General features: G+C 52.0%; 27 protein-coding genes. 17 read left to right on the top strand and 10 right to left on the bottom strand.

The features are described 5' to 3' along the window. The first annotated feature begins 142 nt into the window (after window positions 1-142). The 6 genes from radC to C9J03_RS04805 all read left to right on the top strand — a co-directional run bounded on the left by radC (window position 143) and on the right by C9J03_RS04805 (window position 4,086). Window positions 143-817 (top strand): RadC family protein, encoded by a 675-nt coding sequence (gene radC / locus C9J03_RS04830; RefSeq protein WP_044622317.1) that lies wholly within the window; start codon window positions 143-145, stop codon window positions 815-817. A gap of 174 nt (window positions 818-991) precedes the next feature. Then, a complete protein-coding gene (rpmB, locus tag C9J03_RS04825; RefSeq protein WP_036818767.1) occupies window positions 992-1,228 on the top strand; it encodes a 50S ribosomal protein L28 in 237 nt (78 codons plus the stop codon). A gap of 13 nt (window positions 1,229-1,241) precedes the next feature. Continuing rightward, entirely contained in the window at window positions 1,242-1,409 is a 168-nt protein-coding gene (rpmG, locus tag C9J03_RS04820; RefSeq protein WP_004405486.1) for a 50S ribosomal protein L33, read from the top strand. Between the two features lie 154 nt (window positions 1,410-1,563). Next, window positions 1,564-2,049 (top strand): hypothetical protein, encoded by a 486-nt coding sequence (locus C9J03_RS04815; protein WP_044622318.1) that lies wholly within the window; start codon window positions 1,564-1,566, stop codon window positions 2,047-2,049. A 34-nt stretch (window positions 2,050-2,083) separates the two neighbouring features. Beyond that, on the top strand, window positions 2,084-2,893 hold the full coding sequence (mutM, locus tag C9J03_RS04810) for a bifunctional DNA-formamidopyrimidine glycosylase/DNA-(apurinic or apyrimidinic site) lyase (RefSeq protein WP_044622319.1): 810 nt from the start codon (window positions 2,084-2,086) through the stop codon (window positions 2,891-2,893). Window positions 2,894-3,078: 185 nt separating this feature from the next. Beyond that, complete coding sequence (locus tag C9J03_RS04805; RefSeq protein ID WP_044622320.1) at window positions 3,079-4,086, top strand: NAD-dependent epimerase; 1,008 nt, start codon at window positions 3,079-3,081, stop codon at window positions 4,084-4,086. 85 nt (window positions 4,087-4,171) lie between these two features. On the opposite strand, the gene coaD is transcribed toward C9J03_RS04805, so the two are convergent. Next, window positions 4,172-4,660 carry a pantetheine-phosphate adenylyltransferase gene (gene coaD / locus C9J03_RS04800; protein ID WP_044622321.1) on the bottom strand — a complete coding sequence of 163 codons (489 nt, stop codon included), beginning with the start codon at window positions 4,658-4,660 and terminating at the stop codon, window positions 4,172-4,174. A gap of 29 nt (window positions 4,661-4,689) precedes the next feature. Further along, window positions 4,690-5,727 (bottom strand): glycosyltransferase family 9 protein, encoded by a 1,038-nt coding sequence (locus C9J03_RS04795; protein ID WP_044622322.1) that lies wholly within the window; start codon window positions 5,725-5,727, stop codon window positions 4,690-4,692. A gap of 91 nt (window positions 5,728-5,818) precedes the next feature. Here C9J03_RS04795 and C9J03_RS04790 point away from each other — a divergent pair, with 91 nt between their 5' ends. Beyond that, window positions 5,819-6,523: a 3-deoxy-D-manno-octulosonic acid kinase gene (locus C9J03_RS04790; RefSeq protein ID WP_044622323.1), complete on the top strand. Its 705-nt coding sequence runs from the start codon at window positions 5,819-5,821 to the stop codon at window positions 6,521-6,523. 11 nt (window positions 6,524-6,534) lie between these two features. On the opposite strand, the gene waaA is transcribed toward C9J03_RS04790, so the two are convergent. Continuing rightward, on the bottom strand, window positions 6,535-7,824 hold the full coding sequence (waaA, locus tag C9J03_RS04785) for a lipid IV(A) 3-deoxy-D-manno-octulosonic acid transferase (RefSeq protein ID WP_044622324.1): 1,290 nt from the start codon (window positions 7,822-7,824) through the stop codon (window positions 6,535-6,537). A gap of 140 nt (window positions 7,825-7,964) precedes the next feature. Between waaA and C9J03_RS04780 the strand changes: the two genes are divergently transcribed. The 5 genes from C9J03_RS04780 (at window position 7,965) to C9J03_RS04760 (ending at window position 13,207) form a co-directional block, all read left to right on the top strand. Continuing rightward, window positions 7,965-9,029 carry a CDP-glycerol glycerophosphotransferase family protein gene (locus C9J03_RS04780; RefSeq protein ID WP_231580700.1) on the top strand — a complete coding sequence of 355 codons (1,065 nt, stop codon included), beginning with the start codon at window positions 7,965-7,967 and terminating at the stop codon, window positions 9,027-9,029. A gap of 48 nt (window positions 9,030-9,077) precedes the next feature. After that, window positions 9,078-9,854: a glycosyltransferase family 2 protein gene (locus C9J03_RS04775; RefSeq protein ID WP_044622326.1), complete on the top strand. Its 777-nt coding sequence runs from the start codon at window positions 9,078-9,080 to the stop codon at window positions 9,852-9,854. 52 nt (window positions 9,855-9,906) lie between these two features. Continuing rightward, window positions 9,907-10,986 (top strand): glycosyltransferase family 4 protein, encoded by a 1,080-nt coding sequence (locus C9J03_RS04770; protein WP_044622327.1) that lies wholly within the window; start codon window positions 9,907-9,909, stop codon window positions 10,984-10,986. Between the two features lie 86 nt (window positions 10,987-11,072). Next, window positions 11,073-12,131 (top strand): glycosyltransferase family 52, encoded by a 1,059-nt coding sequence (locus tag C9J03_RS04765; protein WP_044622328.1) that lies wholly within the window; start codon window positions 11,073-11,075, stop codon window positions 12,129-12,131. After that, on the top strand, window positions 12,128-13,207 hold the full coding sequence (locus tag C9J03_RS04760; RefSeq protein ID WP_044622329.1) for a glycosyltransferase: 1,080 nt from the start codon (window positions 12,128-12,130) through the stop codon (window positions 13,205-13,207). Before C9J03_RS04765 ends, C9J03_RS04760 begins: the two co-directional genes overlap by 4 nt. Before the next feature lie 29 nt (window positions 13,208-13,236). Here the strand turns inward: C9J03_RS04760 and C9J03_RS04755 are convergent, their stop codons facing one another. From C9J03_RS04755 to rfaD, 3 genes are read right to left on the bottom strand one after another with little or no spacing between them, the layout of a single operon-like run. Then, window positions 13,237-14,412: an O-antigen ligase family protein gene (locus C9J03_RS04755; protein WP_044622330.1), complete on the bottom strand. Its 1,176-nt coding sequence runs from the start codon at window positions 14,410-14,412 to the stop codon at window positions 13,237-13,239. Then, window positions 14,409-15,365 carry a lauroyl-Kdo(2)-lipid IV(A) myristoyltransferase gene (lpxM, locus tag C9J03_RS04750; protein ID WP_044622331.1) on the bottom strand — a complete coding sequence of 319 codons (957 nt, stop codon included), beginning with the start codon at window positions 15,363-15,365 and terminating at the stop codon, window positions 14,409-14,411. Before lpxM ends, C9J03_RS04755 begins: the two co-directional genes overlap by 4 nt. Then, window positions 15,366-16,322 (bottom strand): ADP-glyceromanno-heptose 6-epimerase, encoded by a 957-nt coding sequence (gene rfaD, locus C9J03_RS04745; protein WP_044622332.1) that lies wholly within the window; start codon window positions 16,320-16,322, stop codon window positions 15,366-15,368. A gap of 111 nt (window positions 16,323-16,433) precedes the next feature. Between rfaD and C9J03_RS04740 the strand changes: the two genes are divergently transcribed. Continuing rightward, window positions 16,434-17,078: a TetR/AcrR family transcriptional regulator gene (locus C9J03_RS04740; RefSeq protein ID WP_044622333.1), complete on the top strand. Its 645-nt coding sequence runs from the start codon at window positions 16,434-16,436 to the stop codon at window positions 17,076-17,078. On the opposite strand, the gene C9J03_RS04735 is transcribed toward C9J03_RS04740, so the two are convergent. The 3 genes from C9J03_RS04735 to gpmM all read right to left on the bottom strand — a co-directional run bounded on the left by C9J03_RS04735 (window position 17,079) and on the right by gpmM (window position 20,585). Next, window positions 17,079-17,816, bottom strand: a complete 738-nt coding sequence (locus C9J03_RS04735; RefSeq protein ID WP_044622334.1) for a divergent polysaccharide deacetylase family protein — start codon at window positions 17,814-17,816, stop codon at window positions 17,079-17,081. 64 nt (window positions 17,817-17,880) lie between these two features. Continuing rightward, the gene (locus C9J03_RS04730; RefSeq protein ID WP_044622335.1) at window positions 17,881-19,035 is read right to left on the bottom strand and encodes a peptidoglycan DD-metalloendopeptidase family protein; all 1,155 of its coding nucleotides are present in this window, start codon (window positions 19,033-19,035) and stop codon (window positions 17,881-17,883) included. Between the two features lie 8 nt (window positions 19,036-19,043). Beyond that, entirely contained in the window at window positions 19,044-20,585 is a 1,542-nt protein-coding gene (gene gpmM / locus C9J03_RS04725; protein ID WP_044622336.1) for a 2,3-bisphosphoglycerate-independent phosphoglycerate mutase, read from the bottom strand. Window positions 20,586-21,007: 422 nt separating this feature from the next. Between gpmM and C9J03_RS04720 the strand changes: the two genes are divergently transcribed. The 4 genes from C9J03_RS04720 (at window position 21,008) to cysE (ending at window position 24,048) form a co-directional block, all read left to right on the top strand. Next, entirely contained in the window at window positions 21,008-21,457 is a 450-nt protein-coding gene (locus tag C9J03_RS04720) for a rhodanese-like domain-containing protein (protein ID WP_039457298.1), read from the top strand. A gap of 129 nt (window positions 21,458-21,586) precedes the next feature. Next, complete coding sequence (gene secB / locus C9J03_RS04715) at window positions 21,587-22,057, top strand: protein-export chaperone SecB (protein WP_039457301.1); 471 nt, start codon at window positions 21,587-21,589, stop codon at window positions 22,055-22,057. A 17-nt stretch (window positions 22,058-22,074) separates the two neighbouring features. After that, on the top strand, window positions 22,075-23,091 hold the full coding sequence (gpsA, locus tag C9J03_RS04710; RefSeq protein WP_044622337.1) for an NAD(P)H-dependent glycerol-3-phosphate dehydrogenase: 1,017 nt from the start codon (window positions 22,075-22,077) through the stop codon (window positions 23,089-23,091). Window positions 23,092-23,226: 135 nt separating this feature from the next. Continuing rightward, window positions 23,227-24,048: a serine O-acetyltransferase gene (gene cysE / locus C9J03_RS04705; protein ID WP_044624355.1), complete on the top strand. Its 822-nt coding sequence runs from the start codon at window positions 23,227-23,229 to the stop codon at window positions 24,046-24,048. Window positions 24,049-24,236: 188 nt separating this feature from the next. On the opposite strand, the gene trmL is transcribed toward cysE, so the two are convergent. Next, window positions 24,237-24,701, bottom strand: coding sequence for a tRNA (uridine(34)/cytosine(34)/5-carboxymethylaminomethyluridine(34)-2'-O)-methyltransferase TrmL (gene trmL, locus C9J03_RS04700; RefSeq protein WP_044622338.1), 465 nt, complete (start codon window positions 24,699-24,701; stop codon window positions 24,237-24,239). Between the last annotated feature and the right edge of the window lie 63 nt (window positions 24,702-24,764).

Genomic DNA, 24,764 nt, shown 5'->3' with positions numbered 1-24,764 from the left:
GAGCAGGGATGCGAGCCGGTCGGCATTTTTGTGTGGGATGTAACGGCCTGGCTGGGGCTTTTTTGTGCCAGTGGTAGGAGAACGAGCAGGCCACCTTGCCAAGTTGATTGGGGCCGGCCTAGTTTGGTTGCAGGAGGAATATATGACACTTAAGCTATTACCGGTGCAGTCTCGGCCGAGGGAAAAACTGTTGGAGCGTGGTCCGGGTGCGTTATCCGATGCCGAGCTGCTGGCCATTTTCTTGCGTACCGGCATTGCCGGGATGAATGCGATAGAGCTGGCCACCGAGCTGCTGGACCAGTTTGGTTCGCTGCGGGCGTTGCTGGCCGCAGATAGGGCCACGTTTTGTCAATACAAAGGGTTGGGCCCGGCTAAATATGCCCAGCTTCAGGCCGTGCTGGAAATGAACCTGCGCCATCTGACAGAGACGCTCAAAAAGGAAGATGCGCTGACAAGTCCCTCCCATACAAGACGTTATCTTAGCCATGTGCTACGTGATCGTCACCGCGAAGCGTTTTATGTTCTGTTTCTCGATAACCAGCACAGGGTGCTCTGTGGCGAGGTGCTTTTCGAAGGAACAATCGATGCTGCGAGCGTTTATCCACGGGAAGTTGTAAAAAGATCGCTAGAACTTAATGCAGCCGCGCTCATTTTAGCGCATAATCACCCGTCAGGCGTGGCAGAGCCAAGTCAGGCAGATCGCCGAATTACCCGCCGAATCAGTGATGCACTGGCATTGGTGGATATTCGGGTTCTGGATCACTTTGTTGTCGGTGACGGAGACATCACTTCTTTTGCAGAGCGAGGATGGCTATAAAATAGTCATTTTTTGCTTAAAAAGTTGAGAAAGGACTGCTCGGGACTTGAGCAACTGGTTTTGACTTAGTATAATGCGCGACCTTTGATAGCTGTGGTTGTATGTGAGAATTCATTTTCCGCATTGAAATAGCCACGGTAGATATCGAGCTGAAACGATTTGGAGAAGACAGTAATGTCCCGAGTATGCCAAGTAACTGGTAAGCGTCCTGTAACGGGTAACAACCGTTCACACGCACGTAATGCCACCAAGCGTCGTTTTCTGCCGAACCTGCAAACTCATCGTTTCTGGGTAGAAAGCGAAAAACGCTTCGTTAAACTACGCCTTTCTGCGAAAGGTATGCGTATCATTGATAAGAAAGGTATCGACGCCGTTCTTACTGATATGCGTGCTCGCGGCGAGAACGTTTAAGAGGATTTGAACAATGGCTAAAGGCATTCGTGAGAAGATCCGTCTAGTATCATCTGCTGGTACAGGCCACTTCTACACTACCGACAAAAACAAGCGTAACATGCCAGGCAAATTCGAGATCAAAAAATTTGATCCTGTAGTTCGCAAGCACGTTATGTACAAAGAAGCAAAAATCAAGTAATTGGTTTTTCGCTTTTTTGATAAAAACCCAGTTTTTTAACTGGGTTTTTTTATACCCGCAATTTACGACTGTGCTCCCGCCTATCCTAAAAAACTGCAATCTCAAGGCCCGGGCGGTATAGTTGAGGTATCCCTAACTTTCATGGAGTAGCGTGATGAGGCTGTCCCGTCGTGGCTGGAACAATGTCATTATTATCGCGGTGGTGTGCTTTATTGCAGTGGTACAGCTTCCGGATCTCGTCAAGCAGCGCCTTGGCCACGAGCATTCGCCCCAAACGCCGGTGGAAATGACGATGCTATTGCCTTCCGACTCGACCATAGAGCAGTTGCACTTACCCCATACCAGTGTTCATCAGCAGGCGTTGGGTTGGCTGGCCAGCCCGCGGGTGGCGCTGCCGGCCGATTTGCTGATCAGCCACTGGCAGGCGCTGGGAGGAACCGCGGTCAGCGATGAGATGGTGGGGAAGCTCAAGCCAACCCTGCCGCCGCCTAACAGTGTCGAGATTTGGCTGGCGGGCCGGGAAGAGCCGATCAGGGTGACCGTCTATCAGCAGCCGCAATTTTGGCTCTTGCAAAACTGGCGGGGGGAGTGGCTGGCAGTTTCGGTGGAAGAGACCTATCTGTTTCCGCCGGTGTTATAGTGATCCCATAACTCTACCAATAGCAGAGAAAGTCATGCCTGAATTACCTGAAGTCGAAGTCAGCCGGATGGGTATCGCCCCCCATGTGACCAACCAGACCGTGACCGAGATTGTGGTCCGTAACCCTAAGTTGCGTTGGCCGGTGCCCGAAGAGATCCGCCACATCGAAGGGCAGGTGATCCGCCGGGTGAGTCGCCGGGCCAAATACTTGATGCTTGAGACAGACGCGGGCTATGCCATCATCCACCTCGGGATGTCGGGCAGCTTGCGGGTATTGCCGACGGGTATCCCGCCGGAAAAACATGACCATGTCGACTTGTGCCTGTCCAGTGGCGAAGTTCTGCGTTACAACGACCCCCGTCGCTTTGGGGCCTGGCTGTGGCAGCCGGATCAGGGTGAGCATCCCGTCTTGGCGAAACTCGGCCCGGAGCCACTGAGTGAGGGGTTTACCGCAGCGTACCTGCAAGAGAAGGCCAAGGGTAAACGTACCGCTGTGAAACAGTTCATCATGGATAACCACGTGGTGGTCGGCGTCGGTAATATTTATGCCAATGAGTCGCTGTTTGCCGCCGGGATTCACCCCAAGCGGGAGGTCGGCAAAATCTCCGCCCAGCGTCTTGCATTGCTGGTTGACGAAATTAAGTCGGTGCTGGCCTTTGCCATCGAGCAGGGCGGTACCACCTTGAAAGATTTCAAGAATGCGGACGGCAAACCGGGATATTTTGCCCAGGAGCTGCAGGTGTATGGCAAGGGGGGGGAGCCGTGCCCGCGGTGTGACAAGCCTCTGAGCGAAGTGAAAATTGGCCAGCGGTCCACGGTATATTGCAGTGCTTGCCAGACCTAGCCGGGTCGCATTTCTGCCGAGGCCCGAGGGGCGTGGTTAAGGCGGGCTTAACCGCCTTGTCAGTTTTATTGATGTGCCTTTTGCCTTGGTCTGCTACCGTCACCTGCGTTTGGATGCTATGATTTTTTTTACGCATCGTTATCCTAAATTTGGGATAGCGAGTACATTTTTTAAGGTCTATGCAGATGAAGAAGTATTTGGTTACCGGCGCAGCCGGCTTTATCGGAAGTGCCGTGGTGGAGCGGTTGTGTGCCATGGGGCACGAGGTGGTCGGGATTGATAATCTCAATGACTACTACGAGGTGTCGCTAAAAGACGCCCGGCTGGCCCGGATCACCCACCCGCACTTCACTTTCATTACCATGGATCTGGCAGATCGGGACGGGATCGCCAACCTGTTTGCCGAGCAGCAATTCGACCGGGTGATCCACCTAGCTGCCCAGGCTGGTGTGCGTTACTCGATCGACAACCCGATGGCGTATGCCGACAGCAATCTGGTGGGACACCTGACTATTCTAGAAGGCTGCCGTCACCATAAGATTGAGCACTTGGTGTATGCCTCGTCCAGTTCGGTCTATGGCCTCAACCAGAAAATGCCGTTTGATACTGCCGACAGTGTCGACCACCCGATTTCCCTGTATGCCGCGACCAAGAAGTCGAACGAGTTGATGGCGCATACCTATTCGCACCTGTACGGCGTGCCGACCACCGGCCTGCGCTTCTTTACTGTCTATGGTCCTTGGGGACGCCCGGATATGGCGCTGTTCAAGTTCACCAATGCGATTATCGAGGGGCGTGAAATCGATGTGTACAACAACGGCGATATGCGCCGTGATTTCACCTACATCGATGATATTGTCGAGGGGATCATCCGTATTCAGGATGTGATCCCTGAAAAGACCCAGGACTGGACCGTAGAAGCCGGTACGCCAGCGACCAGCTCGGCACCTTACCGGGTTTATAATATCGGCCATGGCAGCCCGGTCAAGCTGATGGATTTCATCGAGGCGCTGGAAGAGGCTCTGGGTATTGAGGCGAAGAAGAACTTCATGCCGATGCAGCCAGGTGATGTCTATGCGACCTATGCAGACACAACTGATTTGTTCGACGCAACGGGCTACAAGCCGGCAGTGAAGGTGAAGGAAGGCGTGAAGGCATTTGTTGACTGGTACCGTGAGTACTACCAGCGCTGAGGGGCACTGCAGCCTTGGGCGCAGCCTGAATAATGACTAAAAAGAAGGAGGCGGTTGCCTCCTTCTTTGTATTTGCCCATCGGTGTTATTTCTTATTGCCGAGCTTTTTCATCAGCGCGTCGCAGATCACTGGGTCGACAAACTGGCTGACATCCCCTTTATGCAGGGCAACTTCCTTGACGATAGTCGACGAGATGAAGGAGTTTTCTTCGGCCGGGGTCAGGAACACCGTCTCCAGCTCGGGCATCAGGCGGCGATTCATGTTGGCCAGCTGGAATTCGTACTCGAAATCCGAGACCGCGCGCAGGCCGCGGACCAACACGTTGGCTTGGTACTCTTTGGCAAAATCGACCAACAGGCCGGAAAAGCCGACAATCTCGACATTTGGCAGGTGCTGGGTGATTTTCTGGGCCAGCTCCACTCGTTCATTGAGATCAAACAAAGGCTTCTTGCTCGGGCTGTAGGCTATGCCGACTACCACGTGGTCAAACATGGCGGCTGCCCGCTCGATCAGGTCGAGATGGCCGTTGGTGATCGGATCAAACGTGCCAGGGTAGATAACGCGGGTTGTCATAATGAATACCAGTCAGTAAAAATCAAAAATTAAGAAATAAGTTGGTCCAAAATGGCGGTGACATCGTCCAGCTGGATGTCCTGCATCAGGGTATCGCCTTTGACCCGGGTGCCCCAAGGCAGCTCGGCCACCGGCTTGCCGTGCTGCTGCTCGGCATGTTGTTCATAGGCACTGGCGACATAGGCCAGGCTATTGTAAGGACCGGTGCGTTGCGGATTGCTGTGGGCATAGAGGCCGATCACCGGGGTCCCTTGGGTCGTTGCCAGGTGGGCCGGGCCGGTATCGGGGGCCACGACGACATCGGCGGCACCCAGTAGGGCCGTCAGCTGCTTGAGGCTGGTTTTGCCGATCAGATTGACCGGGGCATGCTGGCAGTGCTGGCTGATCGCCTCGCCCAACGCGACTTCTCGCGGAGCAGGCGAGCCACACAATATGACCTGCATGCCTTTCCCTGAGGCATAGTCGGCAAGCTGGGCATAGCGCTCAGTCAGCCAGTTTCGCTCATCTTTGCTCGCGGCCGGTGAAATGATGAGGGTTGGCTTGCCGCTGATCTGCTGCGCGGCGAAAGCTTTGTCATCGTCGCTCAGCGGGATATTCCACTGCGGGGCCTCGAAAGGGACGCCGAGATAGCGGGCGAAGTCGGCGAAGTTATCCAGCACATGGAAGCTTTCTGTGTTAGGCAAATGGCGGTTGGTAAACAGCCACTGGCCTTCTTTGGTGCGGTTTTTGCCAAAGCCGATACGATACTTCGCTTTGATCCCAAGCGACAGGGCACTGGCGCGCAGGGCGGCCTGCATATGGAGCAGGGCATCAAATTTCTGGCCCTTGAGCGCCTGCCATACAGCTTTCATCCCGGCCCAGCCGGCTTTTTTGTCAAATACCACAACCTTGATGCCGGGTAGATCGCCGATCAGCTGGGCTTCGATTTTCCCGGCAACCCAGGTGATCTCGGTTGACGGCCAATGGGCCTGGATAGCCTGCACAACAGAGATGGCATGGCAGACATCACCGATGGCAGAGAGCCGGAGAATACAAATCGAGCGTGGCGGGGTGGTAAATAACGCCATGACAAAATCCTGTTAATCAATCAGAGATGAAATTATGCAGTTCAGGTAAGTGATTGTAAAATACTCTGTCCCACAAGCTTGGAGATAAAGCGTGCAAGAAATAGCTAGCCGTAACCAGCGGATCTGGTTTGCCCCTGAATTATTGGCGGAAGACCCACACCAATGCTTCGACCCGGCTTTTTGGCAGCAGCACAACTTGGTTGTTGGTTCGGCCCAGGGCCGGGGGACGACCTGGTTTGTCAAAGGAGCCCATCTCGAGATGGCATTGCGCCACTATCGCCGCGGCGGGCTGTTCGGCAAGCTGGTAGAGGATGTTTACTGGTTTGCCGGCTGGGAGAAGACCCGCTCGGCCGAGGAGTTCCGGCTGCTGGATAAGCTGGCCCGTGGCGGGGTGAGGGTACCGCGCCCGGTAGCTGCCCGGGCGATCAAACACGGCCTGACCTACCGGGCTGATCTGCTGGTTGAAAAAGTCCCGGAGGCGAAGGATTTGGTTGCTGTGCTGGAAAAAGGCGCCTTGCCAGAGCAAAGCTGGCGCGCAATCGGGGCAATGATAAGAAAGATGCACGAGCTCCAGGTGTGCCATACCGATCTCAATAGCCACAATATTTTGCTAGATAGCAAGGGGCAGGTCTGGCTGATCGATTTTGACAAGTGCTTTGAAAAAGACGGGCAGGACTGGAAAGAGGGTAACCTGTCCCGCCTGCACCGCTCGTTTGTCAAAGAGCAGGGCAAGCGGGGGATCCATTTTGAGCCGCAATGCTGGCAGTGGCTACTGGACGGCTATCAGGCCAACTGAAGCGAGGGGCCTTAGTTTTTAGGCGCCAGCAGCTGGTCGACAACGGCCAGTGTTTTGGCCACTGCCCCTTGGTTTTGTCGCACCACCTCAATGGCCGCCTGGCCCATATGCCGGCACAGCGCGGGATCGCCGAGCAGGGCGACAAGGCGTAGGCCAATCTGCTCGGCGCTGCTACAAACCTCAAGCGCGCCGGCACCTTCGAGCTGCAGGGTGATATCGGTAAAGTTGTAGTAGCTTGGGCCGGTTAGTACCGGCTTGGCCAGGGCGGCGGGCTCGAGCATATTGTGGCCGCCGACCTTGTCGCCAATCAAGCTGCCGCCCATCACGGTAACATCTGCCGCGCCCATCAGTAGCAGCATTTCCCCCATGGTATCGGCGAGGTAGACATCGGTTGCGCCGTCGACGGCGACCCCTGTTGTACGGCGAACGCAGGTCAGCTGCTGCGCGAGGCATAACTCGGCAACGCTATCGAAGCGCTCCGGGTGGCGTGGCACTAGGATCAGCAGGCAGTCAGGGTGCTGCTTTTTCACCGCCTTAAAGGCCGCGAGGATTTGCTCGTCCTCCCCCTTGTGGGTACTGGCGGCAATCCATACCGGTCGCGTTTCACCCAACTGCTGGCGAAGCTGCTGGGATTGCTCGAGGAGCGTAGGCTCTATCTGGATATCGAATTTGACCGAACCGGTGACACTGAGTCTGTCTTTAGCTACGCCCAAGCGGACAAAGCGCTCGGCATCATCCTGATGAAGACACAAAAGGTGGTTGAGGTTGGCGGAAATCATATTGAAAACCGGTTGGAATTTGGCATACCGCTGGGCAGAGCGCGCTGACAGGCGCGCATTCATCACAATGACAGGTATGCCAGCCCGATGGACGGTAGCTAGGGTGTTGGGCCAGAGCTCGGTTTCCATGATCAGCATGGCTGAAGGGTTGGTAGCCTTGAGGAACCCCCGTACGCACCAGGCAAAGTCTATCGGCATGTAGCGGTGCACGACCAACTCGCCCAGTTTGCTGACTTGCTCCGCCCCGGTACTGGTAGTCGTAGTGACCACTATTGTTTGTTCTGGGTTTTTTGCTTTGATGGCTTTGATCACAGGAATCGCGGCAATCGACTCGCCAACAGATACCGCATGGATCCAGATCGGCTGGGCTTTTGGTAAGTCTGCAAGCGGTGGGGTAACACCGAAATGCTCTTTCCAGCGCGACCCGAAAGCCGGTTTGTTGGGGAGGCGGCGGTAGAGGCCGAAGAGCAGCAGCGGGGATAAGGCGGCCAGCAGCAAGGTGTACAGGGCTCGGATAAACATACAATAGGTTAGGGTTTTGGGTTATCGGCTCATTATAACGCTATCTTGTGTCGATAACAGGCAGGGAAATTTCCCAACACTGCTTATGATTGCGATAGAATGCACAGTAATTTTTGTAAATTGACGCCGAGGGTGGAGCCGTGAGCCAGCCGTGCAAACGCTATTTGATGTATGTTGCCCAGAACTATTCTTATGCCATGCTGCGCCCGCTGCAAGCGGCAATCCGTGAGCAGGGCGGCGAAGTTCGCTGGTTCGTCGAGGGTAATGAAGCCGACCCAGGCTATATCAAGCCGGATGAAACCTTGCTGACCTCGGTCGCGGCGGTAAAACAATGGCGGCCGGATGCGGTTTTTGTCCCCGGTAATGTCGTGCCTAGCTTCATCCCGGGGATCAAGGTAGGGGTTTTCCATGGTTTCAATGCTGGCAAGCTTAACCGCCGCGGCCGCGAGGACCATTTTGAGATCCGCGGCTGTTTTGATCTCTACTGCACTCAGGGGCCCGACACCACGGAGCGCTTTGAGCTGCTGGCAGCCGAGCACGGTTTTTTCCGCATCGCCCAGACGGGATGGCCGGCTTTGGATCCGCTATTTTCGCCAGCGGCTGATAACCCTTACCTGGCTCCGCGCGACGAGCGCCCGACAGTGCTGATGTGCTCGACGTTTTCCCGCAACCTGACCTGTGCGCCGATCCTTTACGATAAAATCAAGGCGCTGGCGGCGACCGGGAAATGGCGTTGGCTTATCCAGTTCCACCCGAAAATGGATCCGGTGATAGTCGAGCAGTACAAGCAGTTGCAAAGCGAGCACCTGCAGTTTGTCGAGACGGACAATGTGCTGCCGCTGCTGCAGGCGGCCGATGTGATGCTGTGTGACACGTCATCGGTGCTGCTGATGTTTCTGCTTCAGCGCAAACCGGTGGTGACATTTCGCAACCAGGCGCCGGCAAGCCACCTGCTCAACGTGACCGAGGTGGAGCAAGTAGAAGCGGCTCTGGAACAAGCCTTGCTGCGCCCGGCGGAATTGATGGCAGAAATCGAACAATACTGCCAGACCATCCATCCTTACACGGATGGACAATCTAGCCAGCGGGTGCTGGCTGCGACCAACCTGCTGGTGGAAGATGGTCGGGCTGGGTTAAAACCCAAGCCGCTGAACCTGCTGCGTCAATTTAAAATGCGCAAGAAGCTGGGCTACTGGAAACTATAGGATCTGCGCTGTCATATTGCAGCGCACTGAGGAATAGAAGGTCATCGTATGAGAAAGCACTCACTGTCAGTGATTGTGATCACCAAAAATGAAGCCGATAGAATTGAGGGTTGCCTGCGTTCTGTCGCCACGATCGCGGACGAGATCATTGTACTGGATAGCGGTTCGACCGATGAGACGGTCGAGATCTGCCATCGCTATACCGATAATGTCACCGTGACCGACTGGCCTGGATTTGGCAAGCAGAAGCAACGTGCGTTGGACAAGGCCAGCTGTGACTGGGTGCTATCCATTGATGCCGATGAGGCGCTTGATGACGAGATGAAGCAGGCGTTGGTTGCCATGCTGGAGCAAGATGTCATCGAGCATACCGCTTATCGCCTGCCGTGGGGGGTAACCCTGTACGGCAAGACCCTCAAGTACGGCCGCAGTGCCCGCTCGGTGTTGCGTTTGTTTAAGCGCGAGGGGGCGAAGTTTACCCTTGATGAGGTGCACGAGACGGTCGTTCCCGCGCCGGGTAGCAAGGGAGTGATGAAAGGCCTGCTGTTGCACTATACCCACCGTGATTACGGACATGGTCTAGACAAGGCGGCTAAATATGCTTGGCTTGGCTCGCAGAAATATCATCGTAAAGGCAAAAAGTCCCATGGTCTGTTCTTGGCGCTGTTGCGTGCCATCTGGACCTTCTTCCTCATCTACGTGATCCGCCGTGGCTTCTTGGATGGCAGTGTTGGATTTATCGTAGCCATGACCTATGCCCAGGTGAATTTCAATAAGTATGTTGGCCTGTGGTTGCTGGAGCAGGAAGAACAGTATCAGGAATAAGTCGGTTCAAGCTGGGAAGCTTATTTTTAATCGTTTTTGAGGCATTGCGTAAATGAAAGTTCTAGTATGTGCATCTTACCTGCATGCATGGAATAGTATTCGGCCTGAGGCTGAGATCTTTATTGAAATGGTCAGACAGGGACATGAAGTAACAGTGATGACACAGGGGGAGTCAGAGCATGTTACTAAATTGCAAGAAAATGGCGTAAAAGTGATAGATTGCTATCCAAAGCGTAAAATTTGTCTCCAGACCATAAAGCGTATCCGCCAGGAGTTAACTGAGGGCAGCTACGATATTTGCTATGCCTTTAACTCTAAAACTATCCCAAATGCAGCTTTTGCTTGTATTGGGTTTCCTGTCAAATTGGTAGTGTATCGAGGTACAACTGGTGGTTTGTACCGTCATGACCCTTCTGCATACTTAACCCAGCTCCATCCTCGTGTCGATGCGATCGTTTGTGTGTCAGAGGCGGTACGTAAAGATGTCGTTAAACGGGTATGGAAGAATCCGCAAAATGTCGTCACCATTTACAAAGGACATGAATTGCATTGGTACGATGTTGCGCCGACGGATCGGGCATCTCTGGGCCTTGGCGAAGAGGACATTGTGGCAATGTGTGCGGCTCATGTACGCCCGAGCAAAGGGATTTCTGTTTTGCTAAAGGCTACCCATGAGATTGAAAGCAAGAATTTTCATCTCGTGCTAGCGGGTCATGGTTTTGAACCTCATTTCCAAGAAATGAAAGATAGCCCGATGGCTGATCGCATTCACTATATTGGTCATCGAAAAGATGTGCCTTCACTGATGGCGATGGCGGATATTCAGGTCCAGCCGTCGATCAGTGGAGAAGGGTTGCCTAGAACTATTATTGAAGCAATGGCGAACGGAACGGCGTCTGTAGTAACGACAACTGGCGGTTCTCCTGAGCTGGTTGAAGATGGTTCTACTGGTTATATTGTTCCTACAAATGACGCATCAGCACTTGCCGCGGCTATCAACAAAATGGCAGCGGATAAACAGATCTGTAGAGATATGGGAGAAGCGGCTACAGTTCGTTTACAAAAGGAATTTAGCTCTAAGGTTACGGTGAAAAAGCACCTAGAACTCTTCAATAGAATCATGAATAGTTAGAGAAATACTTGAGTTTTTTATTAAAGTTTTGTTGGTTACCATGTTGGCTATAGAACTTATAGTCGTGTTAAATATGAGTTAATGGCATGAATTTGTATCTTTGCTCTACCATCCGGCATTTAATGTTGGCAGTGCTAAAATCTTTAGATGAACCTCAAGTAGCAGCGACAATTTTGTTGATAAAAGATCAGCAAAATTTACTTGAGGTGGACTTTGATATTGAAGCACTGCCAAAAAATATTGATATTCAGTTTGTCAACCGTAAGCAAATACTGTCCCGTGCATATTGTGGTTTGAGTGGATCCCTCTTGAAATTAGCCGCGGTAGCAGGGGTTAAGCCGACTTCTCGTTTACAATCTTACACCCGAAAGAAAGTTTTGCAGCAGATCTTGGGATTGCAGGATATATCGGGTCTTCAGCTCTTTCTTTTTAATGATAGAAATAGGCTTTCCCGATTATTAAAACTTTCGGTTAATCAATACTCAGTTATTGAGGATGGCCTGTCCAATTATTATGGGGTTCCGCTGAGTAAGTTTGATAAATTAAAGAAAATTTTCAGTGGTAACAAAAATACTCTTAGATATATCGGTGACAGCAGTCGTTGCCTTCGTATTTGGCTCTTAAACTCAGATAAGGCGCCAAGGGAAATTTCAGATAAAGTCCACAATATTGACTTTATTAATGCGAATAATGTAATCGAGTATGTCTATCCGCTGTTTAAGGTTACCGAAGGCTTAGATTTGACTGTCGATGCTATTGTTGCGACTCAGCCAATATCAGTAGGAAAATTAACAGCTTCCAACTTTGACTTGGAGGTGTATAGCGCATTGATTGAACAACTCAATAAACATCAACGGCGCTTTATATGTAAACTCCATCCTCGTGAGTCGATAGAGCGTTATCAGAGGGCTTTTCCTGAGTGTACTTTTCTTCAGGGAAAAATCCCGCTTGAATTGCTGATCTTCGGTGCGGATAAAAAGTTGGATATCTTGTCCATTTACTCCAGTGCAGGTATGGGATTTGAAAAATACTGTACACGCAAAACGCTTATCAGTGAAAATGAAGCAGAAACTATGGCAGAAGTGTTTGATAGTTGGAGAGCAGATCGCACCGAGCTTGAGAAAAGGTTAAATTATATTCTATGAAAAGAAAAGCGGTACTGGTTGTCTCGGCCCTGAGAGGGGGCGGCGCTGAGAAGTTTGTTCTCAATTTATATAAAGCTCTTGAGAAGTACGAAAACTATGAGTGCCATATTCTTGCGATAGAGAAAGCCGTTGAACATGATATTACCGGCTTTCGGGTCCATTTTGCCAGTGATATCTGCAATGTGTCAAAGAAAGGCTGGCGCAGACTTTTCTACAAGAAGAATGTCGCTAAGGCTATTGATGAATTCGTGATAAATAACATTGGTGAAGACGCTTTAGTTTTGTCAAATATGCTGCTTGCCGATAAGATCATGTCTCAAAGCAAGCTGAATGTCTATCACGTTATGCATAGCTCATATACAAGTGCTTTTCTTGCTAATAAAAAGGGGGTGGGGCGATTTAAAATTACCAGCAAAATAAATGGAATATATAAAAACCATCCTTTGATTTTTGTTTCTAAAGCCGCTGAACAAAACTACTTTATAAGTTTTCGAAGCAAATTTCAGTCTCGAGTTATTTATAACCCTGTTGATATTGAAGAGATCTGTTCACTCTCAAAGGGAGAGCATGTTGAGATTAACAGTGAATATCTCATACATATTGGAAGGTTCAACCGCGCAAAACGCCATGATCGGTTAATTAAGATATTTAGCCAAGTTCAAGATGACAATATTAAACTCTTACTACTAGGTGAGGGTAGTTTGAGGGCAGAAGTAGAAAAATCCATATCTAATTATGGGTTAGAGCAACGGGTTGAGATTATTGGCTTTAAGTCTAACCCATACCCTTACCTTAAGAATGCTAAAGGATTGGTTCTAACCTCTGATTATGAAGGTCTGCCAACCGTGATTCTGGAGGCCTTGGCATTGCAAGTTCCCGTTATTTCGACAAACTGCCCCGGAGGAATAACTGAAATATTAGGAAAAAACTCCAACTCATTATGTGAGTTAGATAACCAAGAGTTATTTTCAAAAAAAATTGATGATTTAATAGTTAGCTCTGATAAATACATGTCTACTATTAATGAACAGTTTCTTCCACAAAATGTGGCGAAGCAGTATAGCCAATTAGATTGATAAAAGGCCCTATGAATAGGGCCCTTTAATTATTTAAACTTAGCTCTCGGAATAAAAAAGTTAAGCAAAAGCAAAGGATACAACGTGAACGTTTGGCTGAATGGGGTATCTGTAATACAAGCAATAGTAAAAGCAAGCGTAAGTAAATAAACAAGTAATTTATTATAACGCTTGTGATCTTGGCTAGCTTTACTGCATTGATATGCAGGGAAATAGATAATTAATAAAAATAATGTAAGCCCAATTACGCCACTTTTGACGGCTTTATCTATAAACTGGTTGTGGTAGTGTCCTGGTGAAAATTTGGCGAGAGAGTATCTAATCTTACCATCATTATAAAGATTTTTTAGTGCTTGTTTATGTCCGTCACCAAGTCCAAAAACAGGGCTGATACTGATTAAATCAGGGCTAGCCTGCCACATTTGTAGTCTTAGCCCAATTGAGGTGTTGTAGTCACCCTTATTAATTGATTGTATTTCAGAAACCGTTTTATTTACCCTTGCCTCTACAAAGCCATAAGATAGAGTTAGTGTAAATATGAAACCAAGTAAAGAGGTTGTAATTAACTTTTTGAATTGGTTGCTTTCCTTTATTTTCACCAGCAGAAGTAATCCACTTGTGATAGATAATGGAAGAATAGCACCTCTTGTTTCTGTTATAAGAATGGTGACTGAAAATATAAAGAAAGCACAAAGAAGCACTTTCATTTTAGTTTCAAAGAATAAATAAAGGCTGACTATAGCAAATAAGCAAAGTGTAACTGCAAGTGGAATTGCATTTATTGGTTGCTTACTTCTTGGTATATCAAGGTATACACTGATATATAGTGTATAAATACAAGATATTATTGCTCCGAGCAGCAATAATAAAGGTAGACCTTGTAAGTTAATTCTCTCTTTAGGGAATGTAAGCAAGAAAAGTGATACAACAATAAGAGTTCTGATCTCTCCAGACCCGTACCCAATTGTTTCATATAGAGCTGAGCCATAAATAGCACTAATGATTAAGATCACCACATAGGGATCTTTATAGTTTTCTTTAATCGTATTAAGCCCATATTTACAGATAATAGCGATTATAGATACGGAGAAAAGGATCACTACTTTCTTGTCCCAACCTGGGATAACAAAAGCGGCTGTGAACAAACTGATTAAAGGCAGATACAGGATTGTATCAAACCAATTGAGTTTTAATTTAGTGCTCATTTTCTTATCTTGTAAGGATTTTCCCCGCCTTCCGGCCGGGTCTTCAACAAACGTAAAATCCACATGTACTGCTCAGGGCGCTCGGTCACGTACTGCTCGATACACTGGTTCATCAAACGGGCGTCTTGCTCCTCGGTGTCCAGCGGGAACGGAGAGAGCGGGGGATAGATGTCTATCTCGTACTTGCCGGTCTCGCTGTTGTAGATCGAGTACAAGGGTACGATCTTGGCGCGGCTCAGTTTCGCCAGGCGGCCCAGCCCGGCAATGGTGGCCTTGGTGGTGGCAAAGAAATCGACGAACACACTGTGCTCGGCCCCCAGGTCTTCATCCGGCAAATAGTAACCCAAGTAGCCCTCGCGGATGGACTTGATAAAGGGCTTGATCCCGCCACTGCGCTCATAAACACGGCCGCCGTATTGTACACGCTGTTTATGCATTAACCAGTCTGACACCTCATTTTTCTGCTTTTTCGCCATCGCCGATACCGGCAGGCCGCGCGATGCGAGCAAAACCGCTGGAATATCAATGGCCCAGGTGTGTGGCACCAGCAAGATGGCACTGTCGCCATTTTCCTTCAGCGCTGTCAGGTGTTCTTCACCCCGGACGATGGTGTTGTCTTCCAGCCACTGGCGATTGCGGACACTGAGGGCGGCAAAGCCCATCAGGAAACTGCCGGCGGTGATGTAGTTCTCCAGCAGCATGGCCTCGCGCTCGGCGTCGCTTTTATCGGGGAAGCACATTTTCAGGTTGACCCGGGCACGGCGGTTGGCCTTGCTGTTGAACTTCACGGCGCGTTTGGCGAACAGGCTGGCCATGGCACGGCGGGTACGGTGCGGCAGCAGGCACAGCAGGGCGGCAAAAGCAACAGCCAGCCAGGTCCCCCAGTATTTAGGGTGGAGAAAGGCCCAGCTGAATTCCGGGTTGTAGGCTTGTTTATCGTAATGGTCTTTCATCTAGTGTTTCGGTGTTGGGTTGATGGTTGCCATGTATTCGGCCACGCCTTCGGCGACGGACTTGAATGTGTCGGTGTAACCTGCGGCACGCAATTGGGTCAGATCGGCTTGGGTAAAGGCCTGGTAGCGGCCTTTGAGGTGGTCCGGGAAAGGAACCTCTTCAACCTGGCCTTTACCGTGGTGTTTGATCACCGCCTTGGCGACTTCGCTGAACGGCTCGGCCTTGCCGGTCCCGCAGTTGAAGATACCGGACACACCGTTTTGCCAGAACCACAGGTTGACCTTGCAGACATCGCCGACAAACACAAAATCACGCTTGAGGTTGTCCGAGCCTTCGAACAGTTTCGGATTGTCGCCCTGGTTGATCTGGTTGTTGAGGTGGAACGCCACCGAGGCCATGCTGCCTTTGTGCTGCTCGCGCGGGCCGTAGACATTGAAGTAGCGGAACCCGGTAACTTGCGACAGGGTTTCGCCGTGCTCCTCGGCATCTTGCCACAGACGGCGGACATAGTTGTCGAACAGCTGCTTGGAATAGCCGTAGACATTGAGTGCCCCTTCGTACTCGCGCGCTTCGATGAAGTCGTGGTCGCGGCCGCCGTAGGTAGCGGCAGAGGAGGCGTACAGGAACGGAATGGCACGCTCGAGGCAGTAATGCAGCAGCTCTTTGGAATACTCGTAGTTGTTGAGCATCATGTACTTGCCGTCCCACTCGGTGGTCGACGAGCAGGCCCCCTGGTGAAATACCGCATCGATCGGTCCGAAGTCGTCGCCCGCCATGATTTGGGTGATGAAGTCTTCCTTGTCCATGTAATCGGCAATATCCAGATCGACCAGATTGGCAAATTTGGTGCCGTCTTTGAGGTTGTCGACCACTAAAATATCGTTGCGGCCCTGCGCGTTGAGCGCTTTTACAAGATTGCTGCCGATCATCCCGGCACCACCAGTTACTATAATCATGGCTCTTCCAGTCAGTGGGTGGATAACAAGGGTTAGACCCGCTGTTATAGAATAGGTTTATGATAGTATTAGCAGATTGCCAATTTTTTTGGGCAGAGAAGTGAGAAGCAAATGAAAACCCGTGACAAAATCATCCTGGCTGCACTGGAGCTTTTCAACGAAAGCGGTGAGCCGAATATTACCACTAACCATATTGCTGCCCATCTAGGGATTAGCCCCGGTAACCTGTATTATCATTTCCGCAATAAGGAAGAGATTATACACAGTATTTTCGATCAATACGCGCATGATCTCAGTATTCACTTCCAACCCCTTGAGCATCAGCAAATAACGGCCGACGATCTGTTGGTATACCTGGATTCGGTATTCATGCTGATGTGGCGCTACCGTTTCTTCTATGCCAACCTGCCTGATATCTTGCAGCGTGATCCGGAGCTGCAGCAAAAATACCTGGCGGCACAGGAAGGGCTGCACAAGGACATCATGGCGATGATGGCCAGCTTCCGTAGCGGTGGGTTGCTGGATATCGAAGAAGAAGAGCTTGAGAACCTGGCGACGACCTTGAAGCTGGTTGCCTCGAGCTGGATCTCCTACCAGACCACCCAGGCCCCGGGAGCCAAGATCACCAAAGCGGTACTCTACCAGGGGGTGCTGCATATTCTCGGTATCGTCAGGCCGCTGACCACCGCCGAAGGCAAGGCACAAGTCCTGCAGTTAAAGGCGCATTACCGGGCGCAGATCGAGAAAGAGGCCTAATCAGTAGGACGGGGATAGCTCCGATAGCCGGACCAGCTGGATCCCTTGCGCTTCGAGCTGCGGGAGTGCCTGGCCCAAGACATCAAGGGTGACCGGGTAAGGATGGCCGATAGCGATGGCATAGCCGTTTGTCTTGGCCTGGCGGATGGCTCTTGAGAGCTGCTGGCTGATGAATTTTTCGGTACTGAGGTGGTCGAGAAAAACATGGCGGCGCAGGGCGGGAACATTCTGTCGCTCGGCCTGCTTGAGGGCGACTGACTTGGCGGTGGTGCGGCTGTCGAGGAAGAACAGCCCTTGCTCGGACAACACTTCCATCACCCAGCCCATCGCCTGTGGGTTTTGGGTCAGAGCGCTGCCCATGTGGTTGTTGACGGCAATGGCATCCGGTACCCGCGCCAGCCCACTGCGGAGTGTGCGCTGGAAGGTTTGCTGATCCATCTGGCGGGTCAGGGTAGCCATTTCCAGCGGGGCACGGTGCAGGGGTTCCATCGGCATATGGAGCAGCACATCGCGTCGCTGTCGGTGGGCCAATTGGCTGGTCGCTTGGTCATAGGGGGTGTCGGGCAGGATGGAGACGCTGATCTGTGCCGGCAGGGCCGAGAGGGCCTCGGGCATGGGCTGGTAGCCAAGGTCGTCGATCACAATGGCCAATTTGGCCGCAAAGGCCCCGCTGGGTGCGCCAAGACTGGCGAATACGAGGGCAAGGGCCCACTTCCTCAATACACGACTCTTTGCCAAAAGCGATTCCTTGCTTATCGGTTGCAGCGGAAAGTATTTGTCTGTGGTGTCAGCAAACGGCCTGTTATCTTGTCAGCCAGGCTCGCGGGTTGGTCGGCGAACCCTTGCGGCGGATTTCAAAGTACAGGGACGACTGTGCCTGACCGCCACTGTCGCCGATCAGGGCAATATTCTCGTTGGCCTGTACCGTATCACCGACCTTCTTGAGCAAGGTCTGGTTGTAGCCGTAAAAGCTCATGTCGCCCTTGCCGTGGTCGACAGCCAGCACCAAACCGTAACCTCGTAGCCAATCGGCAAATACCACCTTGCCAGGATAAATGGCTTTGACTGGGCTGCCGGCTGATTGGGCAATGACCATGCCTTTCCAGTGCAGTTCGCCTTGCTGGCTGGTGCCATAGCTATGCAGGATCTGACCTTTGACCGGCCACGGCAGTTTGCCTTTTTGTTTGGCCAAACCATCCATCGGCACCCGGCGAGCCGCTTCTGCCGCTGCCCGGGCCTTTTCGATTTCCTTGATCAGCCGCTGCTCGTTTTCTTTCAGTTCGGCCAGATACTGGTTATCGGTGGTCAGCTGGCTGCGCAGGTTGTTTACGGTTTTCTGCCGTTGGCTGCGCTCGGATTCCAGCTTGCGCTTTTGTTTCGTGAGCTTGGCCAGCAATGCCTGTTGCTCTTTTTGTTGCTCAGCCAACTGGTGTTGCTTGAGCTGCAATTCGGTAGTGGTTGCTGCCAGTTCATCAAGCGCATGGCTGCGGGCCTGGCTGAGGCGCTCGGCATAGACGGTAAAGCGGTCGAGTTGGCTGCTGTCTTCACCGCTGAGCATCAGGGCCAATTGACTCTGCTTGCCTTGCTTGTAGTGGGCGTTGAGTAATTCCTTGAGCAGCTCTTGCTGGCCGAGTTGCTGCTGGCGCAGCTGCTCGAGTTGTTGTCTCAGCGAGCGGATAGATGTTTCTAATTCGCCTGAGCGTTGTTCGGCTTGGTGGATCGCCTTGGCGGTTTCGGCAATACCGACTTCCTGCTGGCGCAGGCTTTTCTGGATCTGGTCAACCTTTTTGCGGTTGGTGGCGACCTGGTTTTGCTGGCGTGATATTTCCTGCTTGACCCCTTTGAGCTGGCCTTCATCGGCCAAGGCACTGGAGCCAAAGAGCAGGCATAGAAAAGCGCCAGTGCAAAATGCACTGGCGCGAAGACTATGGTGTAGGTGTTTGATAACTTCCCGCATGGGGGAGATTATTTCAGATCAAACAGCACCTGACCAGTCATCTCTGCAGGGATTTCCATATCTGTTAGGGCCAGCATAGTTGGCGCTAGATCAGACAGCTTACCGCCTTCTTTCAGCGTCAGCGCTTTGTCACCTACGTACACTAGCGGTACAGGTAGGCTGGTGTGCGCCGTGTGGATACCACCGGTTTCCGGGTTAACCATCATTTCTGCGTTACCGTGGTCGGCAGTGATCAGCAGCTGGCCGTCCATTTCACGGATAGCTTCCACCACGCGACCCAGGCAGCCGTCAACCGCTTCGGTTGCTTGCACGGCAGCGTCGTAAACGCCGGTGTGGCCAACCATATCCAGGTTAGGGTAGTTACAGATAATGGTATCGAACTCACCGCTCTTGATGGCCGCAACCAGTTTGTCAGTCAGCTCTGGTGCGCTCATTTCAGGCTGCAGATCGTAAGTCGCGACTTTCGGCGAAGCCACTAGCTGGCGCTCTTCGCCGTCAAACTCGTTCTCTACGCCGCCGTTGAAGAAGAAGGTCACGTGCGCGTACTTCTCAGTTTCGGAGATACGTAGCTGCTTCTTGCCTTTCTTCGATAGCCACTCACCTAGAGTGTTAACCAGGTCTGCTGGTGGGAAAGCGATAGGCAGGTTGATGTCAGCGGCGTACTGGGTCAGCATCACGACATCCGCAAGTGCCGGGAACTGGGCACGCTCAAAACCAGCGAAGTCAACTTCGAAGGCGCGGGTGATTTGGCGTGCACGGTCAGCACGGTAGTTCATGAAGATAACCGCGTCGCCATCTTCCATTGCCGCAACGTCCTGACCTTCGGCACGGATTTCAGTCGCTTTAACGAACTCGTCGTTCTCGTCACGGGCGTAAGCCGCTTGTAGGCCTTCCACGGCAGATGCCGCGTTGAACTCAGCGTTGGCTGCTGTCAGTAGGTTGTAGGCAACTTCAACGCGATCCCAGTTGTTGTCACGGTCCATCGCGTAGTAACGACCCACTAGAGAAGCAACGCGGCCTTTGCCTAGCTCAGCAAACAGGGCGTCGAAACGCTCAAGTGATGCCTGTGCGCTGCGAGGTGGCGTATCACGGCCGTCAAGGAAGCAGTGTAGGTAGATCTTCTCAGCACCGCGCTTGGCTGCCATTTCAACAGCGGCTGCGATGTGGTCTTCGTGGCTGTGAACACCGCCCGGAGACATCAGGCCCATGATGTGTACAGCTTTGCCTGCGTTAACGGCTTTGTCGATAGCGCCTGTCATCGCAGGGTTTTCGAAGAAGTCGCCGTCAGCAATTGATTTGGTGATGCGGGTTAGATCTTGGTAAACGATGCGGCCGGCACCGATGTTGGTGTGACCTACTTCAGAGTTACCCATCTGGCCGTCAGGCAGGCCAACATCCATACCTGATGCTGAGATCAGGGTATTTGCTTCGTTTGCCATCAGGCCGTCGATAACTGGCGTGTTGGCGTTAGCAATAGCGTTGTTGGCGTTGTCTTGGCGGTAACCCCAGCCATCTAGGATAACCAAAGCCAATGGCTTCTTAGCAGACATATGCTGTCCCTCGTATGTTAAAACCTGAAATGTAATTTCGATCAATTACCTAAGCCCTCATTGGCGGGGACTTAGGGAATTGATCGCAGCGGCCGTAATTTTACTACAGTTTATGGCGCAAACTGTAGGTCAAGATCAAACTATGCTGTAAATAGATTGTTATCTTCCTACGGAAATATATTCATTTCTGCCTTTCAGTGTAAGCCCTGAAGCACAGTTTTTTTCACTTTTTATTGTGCTGCAATAATGCTCAAGCCAGTTAAGACTTATACTGAGAGCGCCAAAGGCCAGTGAGCCGCCGCGCGGATTTATTGCATCCTGCTGTACAACTAGGCTGTCGCGGGTATACTCGGGGTCTTTGAATTTTGTTGACTCGAGCCTGGGTTACAGCAGGCTGGTATTAGGAATATAGAGCGAAGGTCATGCAGCAATACATTGATTTTGTAACAAGTAACCCAATGTTGTCATTGGTATGGGTTGGCTTGGTTGTGGCTATCATTACGTCTTACGTCAAGCAAAAGACGGCTGGCTACAAGATTGTCACCCCAAATGAAGCGACCGTGATGGTTAACCGTGAAGACGGCGTGTTTGTCGATATCCGTAGCCGCGATGAGTACCGTGGCGGCCATATTGCTGGCGCACTTCACATTTTGCCTAGCCAAATCAAAGAACAGAACTTGGCAGATCTTGAAAAATACAAGCAAGCCCCAATCATCGTAGTATGCAAGACAGGTCAAACGGCGCAAGAAAGTGCCAACCTGCTGAGCAAAGCCGGTTTCGAGAACGTGAACCTGCTCAAAGACGGCCTGATTTCTTGGAACGAGGCGAACCTGCCGCTGATCCGCAGTAAGTCAGGCAAGGCAAGAAAGTAATTCTGCCCTCCCGCGGCACACCTGGTTGGGCTGCGGGGACATACCGAATTTTGTGCAGTTGTGATAGTTATCATGGTTGCGATATTGATAGGCTCACTTCCGTGGGCATGAGAGAAAAAGGACTCTAACATGGCTGAAGCAGCAAACAACGAAGCACAGCAAAACTTCCAAATCCAGCGTATCTTCCTGAAAGATGTGTCTTTCGAAGCACCAAACTCACCACAGATGTTCCAGAAAGAGTGGAACCCAGACGTGAAACTGGATCTAGACACGCAGAGCCGCGAACTGGGTGAAGGTGTATTCGAGGTTGTTCTTCGTCTGACTGTAACGGTGAAGAATGAAGAAGAAACTGCATTCCTATGTGAAGTTCAGCAGGGCGGTATCTTCTCAGTTGCGGGTATGGAAGCACCACAGCTTGCCCACTGCCTAGGCGCATTCTGCCCGAACATCCTGTTCCCATATGCTCGCGAAACGATTTCAAGCCTAGTGGTTAAGGGTACATTCCCTCAGCTGAACCTAGCACCGGTTAATTTCGATGCACTGTTCATGAACTACCTGCAGAACCAGGCGCAAGCTAACCCAGAAAACACCGAAGCGTAAGCTTTAGGGTGGACACAATGAATCCAGGCTCAGAACAAGTAATTTCCATGGCGGTGCTAGGCGCCGGCTCATACGGTACCTCATTGGCTATTTCCTTGGCCCGTAACGGTGCCACTGTGATCCTGTGGGGCCACGAGCCGGAGCATATGGCGCAGCTGGAAATGGATCGTGCCAACGAGGCATTCCTGCCGGGTGTCGCTTTCCCCGATTCCCTGATTGTCACTGCCGACTTGGAGCAGGCCGTCAAGGCCAGCCGCGATCTGTTGGTGGTGGTGCCGAGCCATGTGTTCGGCGAGGTACTGGGCAATGTCAAGCCGCACTTGCGTGACGATTCCCGCGTCTGCTGGGCGACCAAGGGGCTGGAGCCGGAAACGGGCCGCCTGCTCAAAGACGTGGCCGTTGAGGCGCTGGGTGAAGATGTGCCGTTGGCGGTATTGTCAGGACCGACGTTTGCCAAGGAGCTTGCTGCAGGTATGCCGACAGCGATTTCCGTGGCGTCGCCGGATGACGAGTTTGTTCGCGATCTGCAGGACAAAATTCACTGCAGCAAAACCTTCCGGGTTTACAGCAATAGCGATTTTACCGGTATGCAGCTGGGCGGTGCGGTCAAGAACGTGATTGCGATTGGTGCGGGGATGTCGGATGGTATTGGCTTTGGTGCCAACGCCCGTACCGCATTGATCACCCGTGGTCTGGCCGAAATGTCACGCTTGGGTGCTGCATTGGGTGCTCAGCCTGAAACCTTTATGGGGATGGCTGGCCTTGGTGATTTGGTGCTGACTTGTACCGATAACCAATCTCGCAACCGCCGTTTCGGCTTGGCGCTGGGCCAAGGCAAAGACGTTGACCAGGCCCAGGAAGAAATTGGCCAGGTGGTCGAGGGCTATCGCAACACCAAGGAAGTCTGGGTTCTTTCTCAGCGGATGGGGGTCGAAATGCCGATCACCGAACAGATCTACCAAGTGCTGTACCAGGGCAAAGATGCCCGCGAAGCGGCCAAGGATCTGCTGGCCCGCGAGAAAAAAGACGAATAACAGTTTGGAGTCCTATGCATCCAATCTGTTCTACTTAAGATGCAACGCGGGCTGTTTTGGCCTGCGTTGTTTTTTTTTCAGAGCGCGTTAAAGTTAAAGCAAGCCGATACCAACAGTAATGATACCGAGGGTAATGTGAGGGAATGTCAACAATATGCCGTTTGGCAGGCTATCAAGCAGGAAGCAAGGCAGCAGTCAGAGCAGGAGCCAATGCTCGCGAGCTTTTACCATGCCACCATTATCAAGCACGATAACCTGGCTGCGGCACTGAGCTATATTTTGGCCAATAAGCTGGCTACGCCATCGATGCCAGCTATGGCGGTACGTGAAGTGATAGAAGAGGCTTTTGCTGCCGATTGTCTGATCACCGAGTCAGCAGCCTGTGATATCCGGGCTGTTGTCGAGCGGGATCCGGCGGTAGAGATGTTTTCTATCCCTTTGCTCTACCTCAAGGGCTTTCATGCCTTGCAGGGCTACCGGGTGGCTAACTGGCTGTGGAAGCAGAAACGTGTGGCGCTGGCGGTGTATTTGCAAAATCAAATTTCGGTCGCCTGCCAGGTGGATGTCCACCCGGCGGCACGCATCGGCCAAGGCATTATGTTCGACCATGCCACCGGGATTGTGATCGGTGAGACAGCAGTGATCGAGAATGACGTGTCTATCTTGCAGGACGTTACTCTGGGCGGTACCGGTAAGGAAGGGGGCGATCGCCACCCGAAAATCCGCGAAGGGGTGATGATCGGTGCCGGGGCCAAGATCCTGGGTAATATCGAAGTGGGCGAGGGCGCCAAGATCGGCTCCTGCTCGGTGGTGCTCAACCCGGTGCCGCCCCATACCACTGTCGCCGGGGTGCCGGCCAAGATCGTCGGCCGCCCGAGCAGCGACAAGCCGTCGATGGACATGGACCAGCAGTTCAACGGCACCAGCCAGACGTTTACGGCTGGGGATGGGATTTAAGATCAGGCCAGAGGCCATAGGCTTGAGGTACGAGGAAGAGCAATGCTCATGGTGTGATGGTGCCCCTGAGCCAATTTAAACACGTTCTTTAAACTAAAAAAGCGAGAGGAGTCCCTCTCGCTTTTTTATGGCAACAATCTTGACTAGCCACTAGCCACTAGCCACTAGCCACTAGCCACTAGCCTCATCTATATCGCCCCTTTGAAGCCAAGTTGGCGCCAGGCCTCGTAGCCAATGATTGCCGCGGCATTGGATAGGTTCAAGCTGCGGCTGTCCGGGTGCATTGGGATACGCAGGCGCTGCTCGAGCGGCAGGCTTTCGATCAGCTCGGCGGGTAGGCCGCGGGTTTCCGGGCCGAACAGCAGTACATCGCCTTCTTCGAACTTGGCGTTGGTGTGGAAGTTGGTGGTCTTGGTGGTGCAGGCGAAGATCCGGCGCTCGCCGATGTGGGCAAGAAAGGCCTCGAAATTGGCATGGCGGTGGACGTGGGCCAGATCGTGGTAGTCCAGGCCGGCACGGCGCAGCTTTTTCTCTTCCAGGTCGAAGCCCAGCGGTTCGATCAAGTGGAGGTTGGCCCCACAGTTAGCGCAGAGGCGGATGATGTTGCCGGTATTTGGGGCGATCTCCGGTTCGTAAAGGGCGATATCAAACATAGTAGACAATCCGTGGTGACAATCGCGCTATTGTACGGGAAAAGCGCAGCAGAAAAAATCGCC

Source organism: Photobacterium gaetbulicola, assembly GCF_003025515.1.
Classification (GTDB): Bacteria; Pseudomonadota; Gammaproteobacteria; order Enterobacterales; family Vibrionaceae; genus Photobacterium; species Photobacterium gaetbulicola.
Note: the sequence above shows the minus strand (reverse complement) of the source record. Positions and strands in the feature narration are given on the sequence as shown.